The organism is Variovorax sp. 10L421, from assembly GCF_056395365.1.
The window spans coordinates 475829-494020 of sequence record NZ_JBFTJJ010000001.1 but is presented as its reverse complement, the minus strand read 5'-3'; the positions used below and the strand labels follow the sequence as shown (position 1 = coordinate 494020).

At 66.6% G+C, this 18192-nt stretch carries 17 protein-coding genes; 9 read left to right on the top strand and 8 right to left on the bottom strand.

Features of this window, described 5'->3' with window-relative positions:
- Positions 1-28 precede the first annotated feature (28 nt).
- On the top strand, positions 29-526 hold the full coding sequence (locus tag AC1DFC_RS02395; RefSeq protein WP_413334798.1) for a MerR family transcriptional regulator: 498 nt from the start codon (positions 29-31) through the stop codon (positions 524-526).
- Complete coding sequence (locus AC1DFC_RS02390; protein ID WP_007829538.1) at positions 444-896, top strand: carboxymuconolactone decarboxylase family protein; 453 nt, start codon at positions 444-446, stop codon at positions 894-896. Before AC1DFC_RS02395 ends, AC1DFC_RS02390 begins: the two co-directional genes overlap by 83 nt.
- 162 nt (positions 897-1058) lie before the next feature.
- Here the strand turns inward: AC1DFC_RS02390 and ettA are convergent, their stop codons facing one another.
- Positions 1059-2720: an energy-dependent translational throttle protein EttA gene (gene ettA / locus AC1DFC_RS02385; protein ID WP_056587499.1), complete on the bottom strand. Its 1662-nt coding sequence runs from the start codon at positions 2718-2720 to the stop codon at positions 1059-1061.
- A gap of 311 nt (positions 2721-3031) precedes the next feature.
- On the opposite strand from ettA, the gene AC1DFC_RS02380 reads away from it, so the two are divergent.
- Together AC1DFC_RS02380 and AC1DFC_RS02375 are read left to right on the top strand one after the other, a co-directional pair.
- Entirely contained in the window at positions 3032-4831 is a 1800-nt protein-coding gene (locus AC1DFC_RS02380; RefSeq protein ID WP_478178628.1) for a DEAD/DEAH box helicase, read from the top strand.
- 137 nt (positions 4832-4968) lie between these two features.
- A complete protein-coding gene (locus AC1DFC_RS02375) occupies positions 4969-5982 on the top strand; it encodes an endonuclease/exonuclease/phosphatase family protein (RefSeq protein ID WP_478178627.1) in 1014 nt (337 codons plus the stop codon).
- A 3-nt stretch (positions 5983-5985) separates the two neighbouring features.
- Here the strand turns inward: AC1DFC_RS02375 and AC1DFC_RS02370 are convergent, their stop codons facing one another.
- From AC1DFC_RS02370 to AC1DFC_RS02350, 5 genes are all read right to left on the bottom strand, one after another.
- Entirely contained in the window at positions 5986-7056 is a 1071-nt protein-coding gene (locus AC1DFC_RS02370) for an ABC transporter ATP-binding protein (RefSeq protein ID WP_007829530.1), read from the bottom strand.
- Positions 7057-7075: 19 nt separating this feature from the next.
- On the bottom strand, positions 7076-7927 hold the full coding sequence (locus AC1DFC_RS02365) for a carbohydrate ABC transporter permease (protein ID WP_007829528.1): 852 nt from the start codon (positions 7925-7927) through the stop codon (positions 7076-7078).
- The gene (locus AC1DFC_RS02360) at positions 7924-8802 is read right to left on the bottom strand and encodes a carbohydrate ABC transporter permease (protein WP_007829526.1); all 879 of its coding nucleotides are present in this window, start codon (positions 8800-8802) and stop codon (positions 7924-7926) included. Before AC1DFC_RS02360 ends, AC1DFC_RS02365 begins: the two co-directional genes overlap by 4 nt.
- A 43-nt stretch (positions 8803-8845) precedes the next feature.
- Complete coding sequence (locus tag AC1DFC_RS02355) at positions 8846-10228, bottom strand: ABC transporter substrate-binding protein (protein ID WP_007829525.1); 1383 nt, start codon at positions 10226-10228, stop codon at positions 8846-8848.
- Between the two features lie 107 nt (positions 10229-10335).
- Positions 10336-11079, bottom strand: a complete 744-nt coding sequence (locus tag AC1DFC_RS02350; protein WP_007829524.1) for a FadR/GntR family transcriptional regulator — start codon at positions 11077-11079, stop codon at positions 10336-10338.
- Positions 11080-11229: 150 nt separating this feature from the next.
- On the opposite strand from AC1DFC_RS02350, the gene AC1DFC_RS02345 reads away from it, so the two are divergent.
- The 5 genes from AC1DFC_RS02345 (at position 11230) to AC1DFC_RS02325 (ending at position 15918) form a co-directional block, all read left to right on the top strand.
- Entirely contained in the window at positions 11230-12966 is a 1737-nt protein-coding gene (locus AC1DFC_RS02345) for an IlvD/Edd family dehydratase (RefSeq protein WP_007829523.1), read from the top strand.
- 117 nt (positions 12967-13083) lie between these two features.
- The gene (locus tag AC1DFC_RS02340) at positions 13084-13992 is read left to right on the top strand and encodes a 2-dehydro-3-deoxygalactonokinase (RefSeq protein WP_007829522.1); all 909 of its coding nucleotides are present in this window, start codon (positions 13084-13086) and stop codon (positions 13990-13992) included.
- Entirely contained in the window at positions 13989-14630 is a 642-nt protein-coding gene (locus AC1DFC_RS02335; protein WP_007829521.1) for a 2-dehydro-3-deoxy-6-phosphogalactonate aldolase, read from the top strand. The genes AC1DFC_RS02340 and AC1DFC_RS02335 overlap by 4 nt, the downstream gene beginning before the upstream one ends.
- The gene (locus AC1DFC_RS02330) at positions 14630-15403 is read left to right on the top strand and encodes an aldolase (RefSeq protein ID WP_413334832.1); all 774 of its coding nucleotides are present in this window, start codon (positions 14630-14632) and stop codon (positions 15401-15403) included. Before AC1DFC_RS02335 ends, AC1DFC_RS02330 begins: the two co-directional genes overlap by 1 nt.
- A gap of 194 nt (positions 15404-15597) precedes the next feature.
- Positions 15598-15918: a hypothetical protein gene (locus AC1DFC_RS02325; protein ID WP_007829519.1), complete on the top strand. Its 321-nt coding sequence runs from the start codon at positions 15598-15600 to the stop codon at positions 15916-15918.
- 45 nt (positions 15919-15963) lie between these two features.
- Here the strand turns inward: AC1DFC_RS02325 and AC1DFC_RS02320 are convergent, their stop codons facing one another.
- A complete protein-coding gene (locus tag AC1DFC_RS02320; RefSeq protein WP_413314095.1) occupies positions 15964-16677 on the bottom strand; it encodes an SDR family oxidoreductase in 714 nt (237 codons plus the stop codon).
- A gap of 97 nt (positions 16678-16774) precedes the next feature.
- Entirely contained in the window at positions 16775-18190 is a 1416-nt protein-coding gene (locus AC1DFC_RS02315; RefSeq protein WP_007829518.1) for an MATE family efflux transporter, read from the bottom strand.
- Between the last annotated feature and the right edge of the window lie 2 nt (positions 18191-18192).

The window sequence follows — 18192 nt, the reverse complement described above, 5'->3', positions numbered from 1 at the left end:
GCGCGCTCTAACTTCGAGAATCAACGCCATGGAAACCAGTCTGACCATCGCGGAAGTCGCGCAGCGAACCGGCCTCACGGCCTACACGCTGCGCTACTACGAACGCATCGGGCTGATTGCCGCGGTGCCGCGTGCACCGGGCGGTCAGCGGCGCTATGCGAGCGCCGACATGGACTTGCTGGATTTCCTGTTGCGCCTGCGCGAGACCGGCATGTCCATCCAGGGCATGCAGGCCTTCGTCAGGCTTCGAAACCAGGGGGACGCCAGCGTCGGCGAACGGCGCGAGATGCTCGAACAGCACCTTGCCGAAGTTCAGGCCCGGGTGGCGGCGCTGCAGCAATCCATGCAGGCGCTGTCGCTCAAGATCGACCACTACCGCGCGGTCGAGAAGACGAAGAAGCGTCCTCCTTCATCGGGCACCGCCCCGGAAGGAAAGACGAGCAATGACGAATACACAGAACCAGGGCCACAACGACAACCTGCGCTACACGCGCGGCCTCGCCAAGCTCCACGAGATCGACGGTGAAGGCGGCGTCAAGGTGGTCGAGAGCCTGGCCGACATCGCGCCCGACTTTGGCCGTCTGGTGATCGAGTTTCCGTTCGGCGACATCTACTCGCGCCCCGGCCTCGACCTGCGCTCCCGCGAGATCGCGACCGTGGCCGCGCTCACAGCCATGGGCAATGCGACGCCGCAGCTGAAGGTGCACATCCAGGGTGCGCTGAACGTCGGCGCGACGCGCACCGAGGTTGTCGAGGTCATCATGCAGATGGCGGTGTACGCGGGCTTCCCGGCGGCGCTCAACGGCCTGTTTGCGGCGCGCGAGGTGTTCGCGGCCGACGATGAAAAAAGCGCGCAGTCCCTTGCGGAACCGCGCGCTCTTGCCGAAACGAACTGAGGGGTTTCTCGCAGGCCGTCGTGCCCCCGCCCCAACCCTCCCCCAGCGGGGGAGGGAGCAAATCCAGGAACACCGAGGAACCGGCTCCGCCGGGCCTCAGGTGTTGCCCCCGGCAGGGGGTAGGCGAAGCGACACGAAGTGCGCGCAGCCTGGGGGCGAGCCCTATTTCAAGGCCTTGTAGCGCATGCGCTTGGGCTTTGCGCCTTCTTCGCCCAGGCGCTTCTTCTTGTCGGCTTCGTACTCCTGGTAGTTGCCGTCGAAGAAAGTCCACTGGCTGTCGCCTTCGGCCGCGAGGATGTGCGTGGCGATGCGGTCGAGGAACCAGCGGTCGTGGCTGATCACCATGACGGTGCCGGCGAACTCGAGCAGCGCGTCTTCGAGCGCGCGCAGCGTTTCCACGTCGAGGTCGTTCGACGGTTCGTCCAGCAGCAGCACGTTGCCGCCGGCGATCAGCGTCTTGGCCAGGTGCAGGCGGCCGCGTTCACCGCCCGACAGCGTACCGACCTTCTTCTGCTGATCGGCCCCGTTGAAGTTGAAGCGGCCCGCATACGCGCGGCTCGCCATCTGGAACTTGCCGACGTTGATGATGTCCAGGCCGTTCGAGATGTCTTCCCACACGGTCTTCTGGTTGGCCAGCTCGTCGCGGTGCTGGTCGACGAAGGCCATCTTCACGGTCTGGCCGATGACGACCTCGCCCGAATCGGGCTTTTCCTTGCCCGCGAGCAGCTTGAAGAGCGTCGACTTGCCGGCGCCGTTCGGGCCGATGATGCCGACGATCGCGCCCGGCGGCACGGTGAAGCTCAGGTTGTCGATCAGCATGCGGTCGCCGAAGGACTTGCTGACGCCGTGGAACTCGAACACCTGCTGACCCAGCCGCTCCGCCACCGGAATGAAGATTTCCTGGGTCTCGTTGCGCTTCTGGTATTCCATGTCGCTCAGCTCTTCGAAGCGGGCCAGGCGGGATTTGCTCTTGGCCTGGCGTGCCTTCGGGTTCTGGCGCGACCACTCCAGTTCCTTCTTCAGCGCCTTGGCATGGGCTTCCTCGCTCTTCTGCTCCTGCGCGAGCCGCTCGCCCTTCTGCTCGAGCCAGGTGCTGTAGTTGCCCTTCCAGGGGATGCCGCGACCGCGGTCCATTTCCAGGATCCACTCGGCCGCGTTGTCCAGGAAGTAGCGATCGTGGGTGATGGCCACCACGGTGCCCGTGAAGCGCTGCAGGAACACTTCGAGCCACTCCACCGATTCGGCATCCAGGTGGTTGGTCGGTTCATCGAGCAGCAGCATGTCCGGCTTGGACAGCAGGAGGCGGCACAGCGCCACGCGGCGCTTTTCACCGCCTGACAGCAGGCCGATCTTCGCGTCCCACGGCGGAAGGCGCAGGGCATCGGCGGCGATTTCCAGCTGATGCTCGGAATCGGTGCCGGCGGTGGCGATGATGGCTTCGAGCTGGGCCTGTTCGGCCGCCAGCGCGTCGAAGTCGGCGTCTTCGGCACCGTAGGCGATGTACACCTCTTCGAGGCGCGCCTTGGCCGCAAACACCGCGCCCATGGACTCTTCGACCGATTCGCGCACCGTGTGCTCGGTGTTGAGCTTGGGTTCCTGCTCCAGATAGCCGATCGTCATCCCCGGCATGGGCAGCGCCTCGCCCTCGAACTCCTTGTCCACACCCGCCATGATCTTGAGCAGCGTGGACTTGCCCGAGCCGTTCAGGCCGAGCACGCCGATCTTGGCGCCGGGGAAGAAAGAGAGCGAAATGTCTTTCAAGAGCTGCCGCTTGGGCGGCACGGTCTTGCTGACGCGGTTCATCGAATAGACGTATTGAGCCATCTGGGAATAGTTACCTTGGGTACAAAGATTCGGGGGGAAAGCGCGGTCGCCAGAAAGAAGCCCTTGGGAAGCATTCAGGCGCGGCAAACCACCGATTATCGACTCATGCGACAATAGCCACCGTTGCCGGGTCCAGTTGCCCGCAACACCGGCTCTCTGCCGGGGACGAAGAAAGCTCCATTTCAACCCTTTTGCGAGGGCGGACTTTCCGGCTCCCACCCCTGACCTTCATCTGCCTTGACTGGCTCGGCGTCAACAAGACGCCTGGCGGGCCGATGCCACTGCGCCGTGTATGGCGCTTATTGTTTCCAATGAATTTTGACGAACTGAAGCTGGCCCCCGCCATCTTGAAGGCTGTGCACGAGCACGGCTACGACACCCCCACCCCCATCCAGGCGCAAGCCATTCCCGCGGTTCTCGAAGGCCACGACTTGCTGGGCGGCGCCCAGACCGGCACCGGCAAGACGGCCGCCTTCACGCTGCCGATGCTGCACAAGCTCAGCATGAGCCGCAGCGCCACCAACAAGTTCGGCGGTACCGGCATCCGCGCCCTCGTGCTGACCCCCACGCGCGAACTCGCGGCCCAGGTCGAAGAGTCGGTGCGCACCTACGGCAAGTACCTGCAGCTCGACTCGACCGTGATCTTCGGCGGCGTCGGCATGAACCCGCAGATCAGCAAGCTCAAGAAGGGTGTCGACATCCTCGTGGCCACCCCTGGCCGCCTGCTCGACCTGCAGCAGCAAGGCATGCTCGACCTGAGCCAGGTCCAGATGCTGATCCTGGACGAAGCCGACCGCATGCTCGACATGGGCTTCATCCACGACGTGAAGAAGATCCTGGCCCTGGTGCCCAAGGAAAAGCAGAGCCTGCTGTTCTCGGCCACCTTCAGCGACGAGATCCGCGACCTCGCGGCCACGCTGCTGAAGAACCCGCAAAGCATCCAGGTCACGCCGCGCAATACCACCGTGCAGCGCATCACCCAGGTGATCCACCCCGTGGGCCGCGGCAAGAAGAAGGCGCTGCTCGCGCACATCATCAACGAGAACAAGTGGAGCCAGGTGCTCGTGTTCACGCGCACCAAGTTCGGCGCCAACAGCGTGGCCGAATTCCTCACCAAGAACGGCATCGAGGCGATGGCGCTGCACGGCAACAAGAGCCAGAGCGCCCGCACGCAGGCGCTGGCCGGCTTCAAGACCGGCGACATCCGTGCGCTGGTGGCCACCGACATCGCGGCGCGCGGCATCGACATCGATGAACTGCCGCACGTCGTGAACTACGAGATTCCGAACGTCAGCGAAGACTACGTGCACCGCATCGGCCGCACCGGCCGCGCCGGTTCGAGCGGCGAGGCCGTGAGCTTCGTGTGCCTGGACGAAGAAGGCTTCATGCAGGAAATCGAACGCTTCACCAAGCAGACGATTCCCGTGCAGATCGTCGAGGGCTTCGGCCCCGAAGAAGGTGAACGCGCCGAGCCGATCGCCATGGGCCGCCAGACGATCTGGGGCGGCGCCGGCCGTCCGCCGAGCCGCGACGTGATGCAGGCGGCCGCCAAGGCTGCCCGCACCGAGATGCTGCAGCGCATCCGCGAGAACAAGGCCGGCCAGGGCGGCGGCGAGCGCGCTGGCGGTGGTGGCGGCGGCAATGGCGGCGGTCAACGCCGCGGTGGTGGCGGCCAGGGCCGCAACGCCAACGGTGGCGGCCAAGGCCAGGGGCAAGGCCCGCGCGGCCAGGGAGCTCGCGCACCGCAGGGCCGTGGCCCGCAGGGTCCGGCACGCGCGCCGCACCATGCGCCGCATCAGCAACAGGCCCATCAGCCGCATGACGAGCGCCAGCCACGCCATCACGGCAACAGCCATAGCCCGACCCAGGCCAACCAGGTCGCACACCTGCGCGCCGAAGCGGTCGCAGGCGGCGCCGGCCAGCCGGATCCGTTGCGCACGAGCGTCGACCACATGGGTGGCGGACGCGGTCGCGGTCGCCCGGGTGGCGGCGGTGGTGGTGGCGGCTACGGCGGCAACCGTTCGGGCGGCGGTGGCCGTTCGGGTGGCGGCGGCTATGGTGGCGGTGGCCGCTCGGGCGGCGGCGGTGGTGGCCGTTCGTTCGGTCGCTGAGACTCGCCGCGGGTAGAACACCTACCCGAAAGATGAAGAAAGGGCACTCGGTGCCCTTTTTCTTTTGAGGTCGTCAGCGCGTGTGGCAGGCAAGGTTTCGATAGGCAACGGTGACCCGAGCCACAATCATCGCCGCCATGCAATACATCCCACCCAACTACGCCACCCTCTTCGTAGCCACCTGCAACCTCCTCAATCTCGCGGCACCGAACCGCGTGTATTACGAGAACCAGGACGCCTACACCGAGCGCGAGTACGAACGAAAGATCGACTGGACCGGCGAGCGCTTCCATGCACTCAACGCCGACGTGCTGGCGGTGCAGGAGGTGTGGGACGAGTCGGCGCTCAAGGCCTGCATCGCGCGCAGCGGCCTGCGCTACGACTTCGTCTCGGTGCCGGGTGCCGAGAACACGCCACCACACACCGGCGCGCAGGGCACGCCGCGCGTGGGCATCGCGACGCGGCTGAAGGTGGACGAGCTTCGCTCCTTCGTCGACTTCCCTCCGGGCTTCGGCGTTGAGGTGCCGGGCCTGGGCCCCCACACGCGCTTCGAGCGGCCCCCCCTGCTCGCCACGGTGCGCATGAAGCACGGCCAGCAGGTGCATGTGCTCACGGTGCACCTGAAGTCCAAGCGCCCGAAGTTCCTGCAGGACGCCCAAGGCAACCCGCTCGAAGACCGGGACGACCGCAAGGTGGGCGTGATGGGGTCGCTGCGCTCGCTGCTGATGCGCGGCGCGGAAGCCGCGGCCCTGCGCTGCATCGTCATCGACCTGCTGCAGGACACGAACGTGCCGCTCGTGGTGATGGGCGACTTCAACGACAACCCGCACAGCGTGACGACGCAGCTCGTGGCTGCCACCTCCGAAGTGGCCTACGACAAGGCCGCGCGCGACGTGGCCCTGTTCAACGCCTACGAGATGCAGGGTGAATCAGCACTCAAGAAGGACGTGGCGTATTCGCACATCCACCAGGGCTTTCCGGACGTGCTCGACCAGATCTTCGTGAGCGAGGAGTTCGTCGCCACCAGCCGGCACAGCCTGGGCGACGTGCGGCGGGTCGACTATTTCAACGACCACCTGCACGAAGGGCGCGACCGCTCGCGCTCCGACCACGGCTTCGTGCGCGCCTTGCTGCGGCTGCGCACGGCCTGAGGATCAGCCCATGCGCCGGCCGGTCTGCCGGTCGAACAGGTGCACGTTCTCGGCCTCGATGGCCAGCCGCACCGTTTCGTCAGGTCCGGCATCGACGCGGCCATGCACCGCCAGCACCAGCTTTTCTTCGCCGACCTGCACCAGCAGTTCGGTCTCCGCACCGGTGGGTTCGACCACGATCACCTTGGCTTCGACGCTGTGCGGGCCGCCGCCGAGCGTCATGTCGCCGGGCCGGATGCCGTAGTGCACCGGCTGGCCGTCGGGGGCCGAGGTGCCGGCCGGCACCGGCCAGCGCGCGCCTTGCGATTCGACCCAGCAGTCGCCGCCCGCGCGCCGCACCGTGCCTTCGATGACGTTCATCGACGGCGAGCCGATGAACTGCGCGACGAACAGGTTGTCGGGCCGGTCGTACAGCTCCAGCGGCGTGCCGATCTGCTCGATGATGCCGTCGTGCATCACCACGATGCGGTCGGCCATGGTCATGGCCTCGATCTGGTCGTGCGTCACGTAGACGGTGGTGGTCTTCAGGCGCTGGTGCAGCGCCTTGATCTCGGCGCGCATCGCCACGCGCAGCTTGGCGTCGAGGTTGGACAGCGGCTCGTCGAACAGGAACACCTTCGGGTCGCGCACGATGGCGCGGCCCATGGCCACGCGCTGGCGCTGGCCGCCCGAGAGCTCGCGCGGATAGCGGCCCAGCAATGCGTCGAGGTTGAGTATCTTCGCGGCCCGCGCCACGCGCTCGTCGGTCACCGATTTCTCGGCGTTGCGCAGCCGCAGGCTGAAGCCCATGTTCTCGCCCACCGTCATGTGCGGATAGAGCGCGTAGCTCTGGAACACCATGGCGATGTCGCGGTCCTTCGACTCGAGGTCGTTGACCACGCGGCCGTCGATGACGATCTCGCCGCCGCTGATGTCTTCCAGGCCCGCGAGCATGCGCAGCAGCGTCGACTTGCCGCAGCCCGAAGGGCCGACCAGCACGACGAATTCGCCGTCGCTGATGTCGAAGCCCAGGCCCTTGATGATCTGGACCTTGCCGAAGGATTTCTGGATATTGCGAAAGGTTACGGATGCCATTTGTGATTCCTGGATTCGCTCAGCTCTTGACGGCGCCGGCAGTAAGACCACCGACCATGTAGCGTTTGAATGCGTAGTAGATCGCCGCGGGCGGCAACGCATAGATGAGGCCGGTGGCCATCAGCAGCTCCCATGGCGAATCGTCCGCCGAGAGGAAGTTGCCGAGCGCGACGGCAAGGGTCACGCTCCTGTCGTTCGACAGCAGCAGGAAGGCGTAGAGGTATTCGTTCCATGCCAGCAGCAGCGAATAGGTGCCCACCGCCACCAGCGACGGCACCATCAGCGGCAAGTACACCAGGCGGAACAACTGCAGCGGCGAGGCGCCGTCCATGCGCGCGGCCTCGTCGAGTTCGTAGGGCAGTTTGTCCGACGCCTGCTTCAGTACCCAGATGCAGTACGGCGAAGCGATGGTCACCATCGCCAGGATCAACGCCCACTGGCTGTTGAGCAGCCCGTAGTTGCCCATGGTCTTGTACATCGGCACGGCCAGGAACGCCGCCGGGATGAAGTACGTGAACAGCGCCAGGTTCATCACCGTGCGCCCGCCGCGCACACGCAGCCGGCTGATGGCGAATGCGGCTGTGGTCGCCACGAACAGCGTGAGCACGCCCACCGACAGCGCGATCAGCAGCGAGTTCCACAGCTGCAGCCAGAAGTGGTCGAGGTAGAAATGCTTCTGCTGGAACACGATGCGGAAGTTGTCCAGCGTCGGGTTCTTGGGCCACAGGTGGCCCGAGGTCGCTGAGTCCTTCGACGAGATCGCGAACAGCACCATGTGGTAGACCGGGATCAGCGTCCACAGTAGCACAGGTATGCCGATGAGCAGGAGCCGGGCTTCGGTGAGCACGGCTTTCGGAGTCCAGCGCTTCATTTCGAGAGCCTCTTCATCATGAAGTACACGAGGGGCAGCACGAGCGGCAAGGCCACCACGATGGAAGCCATCGACAGGTCGACCTGGTCGAGGCGCAGGTAGCGGATGCCCAGCGTGGCGAGCACATGCGTCAGGTCGGCGGGGCCGCCGCCGGTCAGCAGGTAGACGCTGTTGAAGTCGCCCAGCGTCCAGATCATCGAGAGGATGGTCGAGGTGATGTAGAGCGTCTTCAGTGCCGGCCAGCTCACGAAGCGGAACTTCTGCCACGACGAGGCGCCGTCGACGGAGGCCGCCTCGTATTGTTCGGATGGAATGGCCAGCCGCCCCGCCACCAGGATCAGTGTCCAGAACGGCAGCGACTTCCACACGTGCACCACCATCGCGAAGGCCAATGCCAGCGCGGGGTCGTTGAGCCAGTTGGGCCCATCGGCGCCGGTCAGGCGGAAGATGGTGCTGTTGATCACGCCCCACTCGGGGTTCAGCATGAAGCGGATCGACAGGATGGTCGGGATCGAAGGCATCGCCCAGGGCAGGATAAAGATCGCCGAGACGATCTTGATCCACCAGCGCGATGTCACGAAGAAGCCCGAGAGCACCAGTGCCACGAGCATCTTGAGGTTGATCGCCACGATCAGGAAGATGGCCGTGTTGATCACCGAGCGGAAGAAGATCGGGTCTTCGACCAGCTTCACGTAGCTTTGCGGATGGCGGGCGAGCCAGAGGCCATAGCCCACCGGGTACAGCACGAACACCACGAACACCAGCAGGTAGGGCACGACCATGACCGCGCCCCAGAACTGCCAGCGCGCATGCCGCGCTCCGGGATTGACGACAGGCGTCGGGGTCGACGCGGCGGCGGTGGCTGTGGCGCTCATGGCATGCAGCTGCTGGTGGTTGCGGGTGTCGCGTGTGCGCCGCTTACTGCGCCGCCACCGTCTTGATGCGCGCGATCATCTCGTCCACGGCCTTGTCCACCGGCACCTTGTCGGTGACGACACGGCTCATGGCCTTGGCCCAGACGTTCTCGTTGTTCAGCACGGTGAACTTGTAGTTCTTGGTGAACTCGAAGGTCACGGTGCCGGCGGCGTACTGGTTGTAGACCGAGAGGCGGTGCGGGTCGGCCTTCCAGAAGTCGCGCTGCTGCGCGGCCTTGGTGACCGGGAACCAGCGGCCCAGCGAGCCTTCGACGTACGGCGTCAGGTTCTCTTCCTGCATCAGGAAGGCGACGAACTCCTTGGCGCGCGCCTTGTTCTTCGCGTCCTTGAACACCACGCCGGTCTTCACGGCGGTGCGGTACACCATCTTGCTGCCGTCAGGCTTGCTCGGGAAACCTGCCGTGCGGATGCGCTCGGTGTAGTTCTTGCGCGCTTCCTCGCGCTGCTCGGGCGTGAGCGAGGCGTTGTCCGAATCGTCGAGCCACTTGGCGGCGATGGAGATGGTCGCGTTGTGCGTCATCAGCGTCGTCTTGTTGTGGAACGCGACGTTGTTGTCCGGGTCCTTCCAGCTTGTCGACGACGGCGGCGTGCAGCCCTTGGTGTAGGGCGTGGTGTAGTCGGTCAGCGCGCCGATCAGGCCGGTGCGCACCTTCGGGTCGTCGACCAGCAGCTTGCCGTTGTCGTCCACCAGCTTGACGTTGTAGGCGTCCATGAAGGTCAGGAACGAATAGAACGAGTCGCTCGAATCCACGCCCATTGGCATGCCGATGCCGAAGGTGCGCTTGCCGCTCTTCTGGCGGCTGGCGGTCTGCGCCTTCTCGCACCAGAACGTCCAGTACTCCTTCCAGGTCGTCGGGATGTCCGACTCCTTGAAGCCCGCCTCCGCCAGCATGTCGCGCCAGTACTCGATGTGCATCGTCTGCTGCTTGATCGGGAAGGCGTAGTAGGCCTTGCTCTTGGTCTGGTCGTTGTAGAGGTAGGTGGTCTCGATCGTGTTGGGCGCGAAGCGGTCCTTCATGGGCGTGAGCACGCTGCTGATGTCCTCGAGCTTGCCGTCGAAGGCCCACTTGCCCGTGACCTGGAAGTCGTACACGTCGGCGTAGGCCACGTCGGGCGGGCTGCCCGAGTCGAGCGCGGACACGGTCTTGGGGATCATGTCCTGGATCGGGTACTGCGACAGTTCGATCTTGACGTTCTTGTTCTTCTCCTCGAACTTCTTGATGGCGGCGAACAGCGCATCGTCCTCCGCCTTGTAGAAGCCCTTGACCCACCAGACGGTGAGTTTTTCCTGCGCGGCAGCGTGGCCTGCCGACAGCAGGCCCAGCGCGACCAGCGTCGGCGCGATGAGCGACTTGACGAGTTTCATGGTTGATGTCTCCTTCTCTTCTTGGGTGGAATTTGCTCGGGGCGCGAGCGTAGGGTGAAAGAACCGGATGCGAACTGCGGACAAACGCGTAGACGGCGCAGATGCTGCTAGCTGGCCTTGAGCCTGGGCGGCGGCCTGCTCAGGCGCGGCAATCGCCGGCGAGAGCCCAGCACGTCCTCGATGTCCTGGCGCGCGCCGTCGATGAGGCGGATGATCGCGCGCTCGGCCCCGCTCGGGTCGTGCGCGATCACCGCGTCGATCACCGCGCGATGCAGCGGCAGCGAAAGCGCGGGCCCGTCGGGCTTGGCGGTCGATATCTCGAAACTGGTGCGCAGCAGTGCGCTGAGCACCTTGCTCATCTGCGCCAGCATGCGGTTGCCGGCGGCACTCAGCAGGCCGTTATGGAAGCGCAGGTCGAAGGTGACGTAGTCGCCGCCGTTTTCCACCGCCTCCTTCATGCCGGCGAAGGCCGTTTCTATTTCCGCGATGTCCTTGGCCGTGGCCCGCTCGGCCGCGAGCCTGACGGCCGCCGGCTCCACGACGCGACGCAGGTCCTGCAGGTCGCGCAGGAACTCGGGCGTGAGCCCCGCGCGCGCCTGCCAGGTGATGACATCGGGGTCGAACCAGTTCCACTTGTCCTGGGGCAGCACGCGCGTGCCGACCTTCGGCCCCGTGACGATCAGGCCCTTGGCCGCCAGCGACTTGATGGCCTCGCGCACCACGGTCCGGCTCACGCCGAGTTCCTCGCCGAGCACCGGCTCGGAGGGGATCGACGCACCGATCGCATAGCGTCCCGACACCACGGCTTCACCGAGCAGCTCGAGCGTGCGACCGTGGATGTTCTTGATCATGTGTGATGCGAAATTCGGTATCTCGACGCTCGAAAACACCAAGGGTCCGGCGTGCTGGTCGCGCTTATCATATGATGATTGAAAGCCCGGATCGGCAGGACAAACCCTGAGAGTTCTGCCTCTTATTTCGACAACAAAGAGAGACACTCCATGAGCACCGCTCCCAAGAAAAAACCCGGTGAACTTCGCAGCCAGCAATGGTTCGGCCGCAACGACCGCGACGGCTTCATCTACCGCAGCTGGATGAAGGGCAAGGGCCTGCCGCACGACCAGTTCGACGGCCGCCCGGTCATCGGCATCTGCAACACCTTCAGCGAACTCACGCCCTGCAACTCGCATTTCCGCACGCTGGCCGAGCAAGTGAAGATCGGTGTGTACGAAGCGGGCGGCTTTCCACTCGAGTTCCCCGTGATGTCGCTCGGCGAGACGCTGCTGCGCCCGACCGCCATGCTGTACCGCAACCTCGCGAGCATGGACGTCGAAGAAAGCATCCGTGGCAATCCGCTCGACGGCGTGGTGCTGCTCATGGGCTGCGACAAGACCACGCCCGCACTGATGATGGGCGCGGCCAGCGTCGACCTGCCGACCATCGGCGTCTCCGGCGGCCCGATGCTCTCGGGCAAGTGGCGCGGCCAGGAGCTGGGCTCGGGCACCGGCGTATGGCAGATGAGCGAGCAGGTGCGCGCCGGCACGCTCAAGCTGCAGGAATTCTTCGAGGCCGAGAGCTGCATGCACCGCAGCCACGGCCACTGCATGACGATGGGTACCGCCAGCACCATGGCGAGCATGGTCGAGTCGCTGGGCATCGGGCTGCCGGGCAACGCGGCCTACCCCGCCGTGGACGGCCGCCGCAACGTGCTCGCGCGCCAGGCGGGCCGGCGCATCGTCGACATGGTGCACGAGGACATGAACATGTCGAAGATCCTCACGCGCCAGGCGATCGAGAACGCCATCAAGGTGAACGCGGCCATCGGCGGATCGACCAACCTCGTGATCCACCTGCTGGCCATCGCGGGGCGCATCGGCGTGGACCTCACGCTCGACGACTTCGACCGCCTCGCCTCCGAGCTGCCCTGCCTCGTGAACCTGCAGCCTTCGGGCCAGTTCCTGATGGAAGACTTCTGCTACGCGGGCGGCCTGCCGGTGGTCATCAAGGAGATCGCCGACCACCTGCACAAGGACATCCTCACCGTCACCGGCCAGAGCGTGTGGGAGAACGTGAAGGACGCCGAGAACTATGGCCCGCAGGTCATTCGCACGCTGGCCGAGCCCTTCAAGGAGAAGGCCGGCATCTGCGTGCTGCGCGGCAACCTCGCGCCCAACGGCGCCATCATCAAGCCCAGCGCGGCCACGCCCGAACTGCTGGTGCACAAGGGCCGCGCGGTGGTGTTCGAAAGCGCAGAAGACCTGCACAAGCGCATCGACGACGAGAACCTCGACATCGACGAGCACTGCATCATGGTGCTGAAGAACTGCGGCCCCAAGGGCTACCCCGGCATGGCCGAGGCCGGCAACATGCCGCTGCCGCCGAAGGTGCTGCGCAAGGGCATCACCGACATGGTCCGCATCAGCGATGCGCGCATGAGCGGCACGGCCTACGGCACCGTGGTGCTGCACACCGCACCCGAAGCCGCAGCCGGCGGCCCGCTGGCGCTGGTGCAGGACGGCGACATCGTCGAGCTCGACGTGCCGAACCGCAAATTGCATCTGCATGTGAGCGACGAAGAGCTGGCGAAGCGCCGCGAGAAATGGGTCGCTCCCAAGGCGCCGCTGGACTCGGGGTACTGGAAGCTCTACGTCGACACGGTGCTGCAGGCTGACCAGGGGGCCGACCTGGGCTTTCTGCGTGGTCGCCGTGGGGCTTTCGTGCCGCGCGACAATCACTAGGACCGAGGGCTGAGGGTTCGCGGCGCGATCACGCCGACGGGGGACATTCGCGGAGGGGAGCACCCGGTGGCTTGTGCACGCACCCCGACACAAATCCTCAAAACGCAGGCGACAGACATGACACGACTGATAGCCATCGACTGGGGCACAAGCTCGCTGCGCGGTGCCTTGCTGGACGCCCAAGGCAAGGTACAGGAAGAACGCAGCGATGCGCGAGGCATCCTCGCGGTGCCCGAAGGTGGCTTTCCCGCCGTCTTCGAGTCACTGTTCGGCGACTGGATGCGCCTCGAGGGCGCGCGCTGCCTGATCTCCGGCATGGCCGGCAGCAAGCAGGGCTGGGTGGAAGCACCGTACTGTGCCTGCCCCGCCGGCCGCGTCGAGGTGGGCCGCAGGATCATCGACGTCGACGCCATCCCCGGTGCCAGCATCGCGATCGTGCCGGGCCTGAACGACGAGCACGACGGCGTGCCCGACGTGATGCGCGGCGAAGAGGTGCAGATCTTCGGTGCGATGTCGATCACCGGCCTGGACGACGGCGTCTTCGTGCTGCCCGGTACGCACAACAAATGGGTCACGGTCAAGAAGGGCCGCGTCGCGGGCTTCCGCACCTACATGACGGGCGAGTTCTACGCGCTGCTGAGCCAGCATTCGATCCTGGCGCGCATGCTCGACGCGTCGGCACCGCTCGACGAGGCCTCTTTCCTCGAAGGCGTGACCTGCTCGGAAAACGGCCACGGCCTGCTGCACAACGCCTTCGGCACGCGCACGCTGGCGCTGTTCGAGCGCATGCCGAAGCAGGAATTGTCGAGCTATCTCTCGGGCCTGCTGATCGGTGAGGAACTGCGCACGCAGTCGCTGCAGGCCGCCGGCGAGGTGATCCTCATCGGCTCGTCCGCCCTCACCCAGCGCTATGCACTGGCCCTGCGCGCCACCGGCGTCGCCACACGCACGCTGGGCGCCGAAGCCACCTGGGCCGGACTGCACGCGCTGTCCGGTTTTCTCGACACCGACAGAACCCCCACATGACCACGCCCCTCGAAAAATTCCATGCCGCGATGCGCGAGCTGCCCCTGGTGGCGATCCTGCGCGGTCTCACGCCCGCCGAGGCCGCCGACATCGGCGACGCCATCGCCGGACCCGGCTTCCGGCTGCTCGAGGTGCCGCTCAATTCGCCGCATCCTCTGGAAAGCATTGCGCTGATGCGCAAGCGCTTTCCGCACGCGCTGGTCGGCGCCGGCACGGTGCTCGGCGCGCAGCAGGTGCGCGAGGTGCACGCGGCCGGCGGCGAGCTGATCGTCTCGCCCAACTTCAACGCCGAGGTCATCGCCGAGGCCGCACGGCTCGGCATGGTGTGCCTGCCGGGCGTCATGACGCCAACCGAGGCCTTCGGCGCGCTCGCGGCCGGCGCCACGGGGCTCAAGCTGTTCCCGGCCGAACTGGCCTCGCCCGCCGTGGTGAAAGCGCTGCTGGCCGTGCTGCCGGCCGGCACGCCCGTGATGCCCGTGGGCGGCATCACGCCCGCGAACATGGCCGAATGGCGTGCGGGCGGGGCTGCAGGGTTCGGTATCGGCTCCGCGCTCTACAAGCCCGGCAAGCAGGCCGCGGCGGTGTGCGACGATGCGAAGAAATTCATCGCGGCCTGGACGGGATTGATCCAGGCCTGATCCAGGACGCAACCCAAGAACAAGGAGCCCCCTCGATGTCCGCCGATGCCGCCTACGCCAGCCCCGCCGTCAGCAAGCTGCGCGAAGACCTCGCCCTGGCCTTGCGCGCCGCCGCCCACCACGGGTTGTCCGAAGGCGTCTGCAACCACTTCAGCGTGATGCTGCCGGGCGCGCAGGACCGCTACCTCATCAACCCCCGCGGGCTGCACTGGAGCGAGATCGGCCCCGACGACATCGTGCTGATCGACGTGCACGGCGAGGTGCTCGCGGGCCGCCACGGCGTGGAGCCCACCGCCCTCTTCATCCATGGCGCGGTGCACCGGCTCACGGGCCATGCGGTCGTGATGCACTGCCACATGCCGTACGCCACCGCGCTCACGATCACGGCCGACCGCGCGCTCGACCCGACCGCCAGCCAGAACGCGATGCGCTACATGAACCGCATCGCCATCGACGCCGAATACAACGGCCTCGCGCTCGACGACGCCGAGGGCGAACGCATCGCCCGCGCGATGGCCGGCAAGGACGTGGCCTTTCTCGCGAACCACGGTGTGATCGTGGCAGGCGGCACCATCGCCCATGCCTACGACGACCTCTACTACCTGGAGCGCGCCTGCCTGCACCAGGTGATCGCGCAATCGACCGGCCGTCCGCTCGTGCCGGTCGACGCGAAGCTGGCCGCGCATGTGGCGGCGCAGATCCAGGGCGAGCGCGAACAGTCGGACCTGTTCTTCGAAGCCCTGCGGCGCATGCTGCCCGCCCCGCGCGACTGAGCATCCGGCCGATACGGCCAATGGCCTGTCCGCGGGACATGTTCCGCGGTGCAAAGCCATTCACAATTGTGTCTTGACCATGCCGCGTCCGGCGCGCACGGGCTTACAGCTCTTCATCCGATTTCGCTTCAGCCTTACAACAACTTCACACGCAGGCGCGAGGATGAGGCTTCCAACCACAACCGGGGGATCAAGTGAAAAAGCTTAGTTTCGCAATCGGCGCCGCGGCCTTGTTGTCGCTGGCCACACTCAGCATTCCGGCCCAGGCCCAGACGGGCGGGCGCTTCATCCAGGCGCAGGTGTATGTCGTGCCCGCACCGCCACCACCGCCCCGCCACTATTACGCGCCGCCGCCCCCGCCGCGCCACTATTACGGCCCCGGCTACTACCGCGGTCCGGATCGCCACTACGGCCGCCGCTGGGACGACCGCCCGCGCTATGGCCGCAGGGACAACGACGGCGACGGCGTACCCAACCGCTACGACCGCCGGCCCAACAACCCCTACCGCTATTGACGAAGGCCCGGGCCGCGCGCCCGGGTGCTCCATTCGGGCATCGGTTCAGGCTGCCCGCGGCGAGCCGGCATAGGGCGGCGTCGGACTCGACAGGCCCTGCTTGAGCTGCCGCGAGACCTCGTCGGCCAGCACCTCGGGCTGCCCCGCCTCCACGCCCGCCAGCGCCTGGCGCGCCACATCATCCGGTGAGGCCTTGTCGCCTTCCGCGTGCGCGGCCATGTCGGTGTCCATGTAGCCCACATGCAGGCTCGTGACCTGCGTGCCCTGTGCGGCCAGTTCGTTGCGCAGGCCGTTGCTCAGCGACCATGCCGCCGATTTCGTCGCGCTGTAAGTCGCCACACTGGGGAAGGTGGTCCAGCTCAGCGCCGACAGCACGTTGATCACGCCGCCACCGCCGTTGGCCGCGAGCACGGGCGCGAAAGCCTGCGCCAGCGTCCAGGGGCCGAAGAAGTTGGTTTCGAACTCGGCGCGCGCGGCTGCCACCGCATCGGGCGAACCGAGGAAGCTGGAGCCGCGCGAGATGCCTGCGTTGTTGATCAGCAGCGTGACGTCGCCGCAGGCGCGCGCGGCCGCTTCGGCCTGCGCGGGCTGCGTCACGTCGAGCGCCACCGGCGTCACGCCGGGCAGCGTGATGCTCTTCGGGTCGCGCGCCGCGCCATAGACCTTGCGCGCGCCCGCCGCCAATGCCGCCTTCGCAAAGGCGAGCCCGAGGCCGCGGTTGGCGCCGGTGATGAAGACCACGGAATCCTTGATTTGCATGTGAGCCTTTCGTTGATGGAAGTCGTTGGATGCCTGCATTCGAAGTTCGCGTGAGCCGGGATGCATGAAGCGCGAAGCCTGGGGCAAGCTAGCTTCATCAGGCCTGCGCCATGCGCCGCAGCAGCCCGCCGGTGGTACGCGGCCAGCCGACGCGGCCGAACCAGGCCCCGCCCGCGATGGCCGATGCGATCACGATGCCGTACACCGCCAGCGCCACGCCCTGCGCCCCGAACACGCCGGTGAGCCCGCCTCCCCAGCGCAGCGCGAGCCAGCCTCCCGTGCCCGCCACCGCCAGGCGCGCGATGTTGCCCAGCACCGGCCACAGCAGGCGGCCCGCGCCCTGCGACGCGAAATACAACACCAGCCCGACGCCGAAGAAGCCATACAGCGGCCCGACCACGCGCAGGTAGTGCGCGCCGGTCTCGAGCATCGCCGGGTCGCTGCCGAACAGCAGCAGCCACGGGCGCGGGAACAGCGCGGCCGCGAGTCCGATGGTTTCTGTGAGCGCAAAGGCCAGCGCCGCACCGGTCCAGGTGGCGCGCAGCGCGCGTTCGCGCTGCCCTGCCCCCATGCAGGTGCCGACCATGGCCACCAGCGGTGCGCCGAGGCCGAACACCAGCGGCACCAGCAGGTATTCGAGCCGCGAGGCCGTGCCGTAGCCGGCCAGCGCGCCCGAGCCGAAATGACCTGTCAGCGCAGTGGCGATGCCGATCGACAGGTTGGTCGCCACCGTCGACACCGCCCCCACCAGCCCGATGCGCAGGATGTCGCGGAACAGTGGCCAGCGCAGCTTCAGCGCGGCCAGCGTGGGCCGCAGCAGGCTGCGCGGCGAGCGCAGGTAGACGATCAGCGCGACGGAGCCCAGCAGGTAGTACAGCAGCAGCGCCATCGCACCGCCCGCGATGCCCATGCCCGGCAGCGGTCCGATGCCGAAGATCAGCAGCGGCGACGCGGGAACGAGGAACACCACGCCCACCACCGTCACGTTGGCCGGCACCGACATGTTGCCGGTGCCGCGGATGATGGCCGAGAGCGAGTTGAAGAGCCACACCAGCGTCGCGCCCGCGAACACCCAATTCGAGTACGTGAGCGCAGCCTCGAGCGCCGGCCCCGTGCCGCCCATGGTCCCGTAGAGCCATTGCCCGCCCAGCAGCAGGGCCAGCGTGAAGCACAGGCCGAAGCCCAGCGCGATGACGATGGCATGCCACACCAGCGCATCCGCATCGTCTTTGCGGCGTGCGCCAAGTGCGCGCGCGATCGACGAGGCGATGCCGCCGCCCATCGCGCCACTGGAGGTCATCTGCATCAGCATCACGATGGGAAACACCAGCGCCATGCCGGCGAGCGCATCGGTGCCGAGCCTGCCGACGAAGTAGGTCTCGATAAGGCCGACGGAGGCCTGTGCCAGCATCACCAGCACGTTGGGCGCAGCCAGGCGCAGCAGGGTGGGCACGATGGGCGCCTCGAGCAGGCGGCGCGTGCGCGGGTCGAGCTCGGTGTGGGCTGTCGTCATGT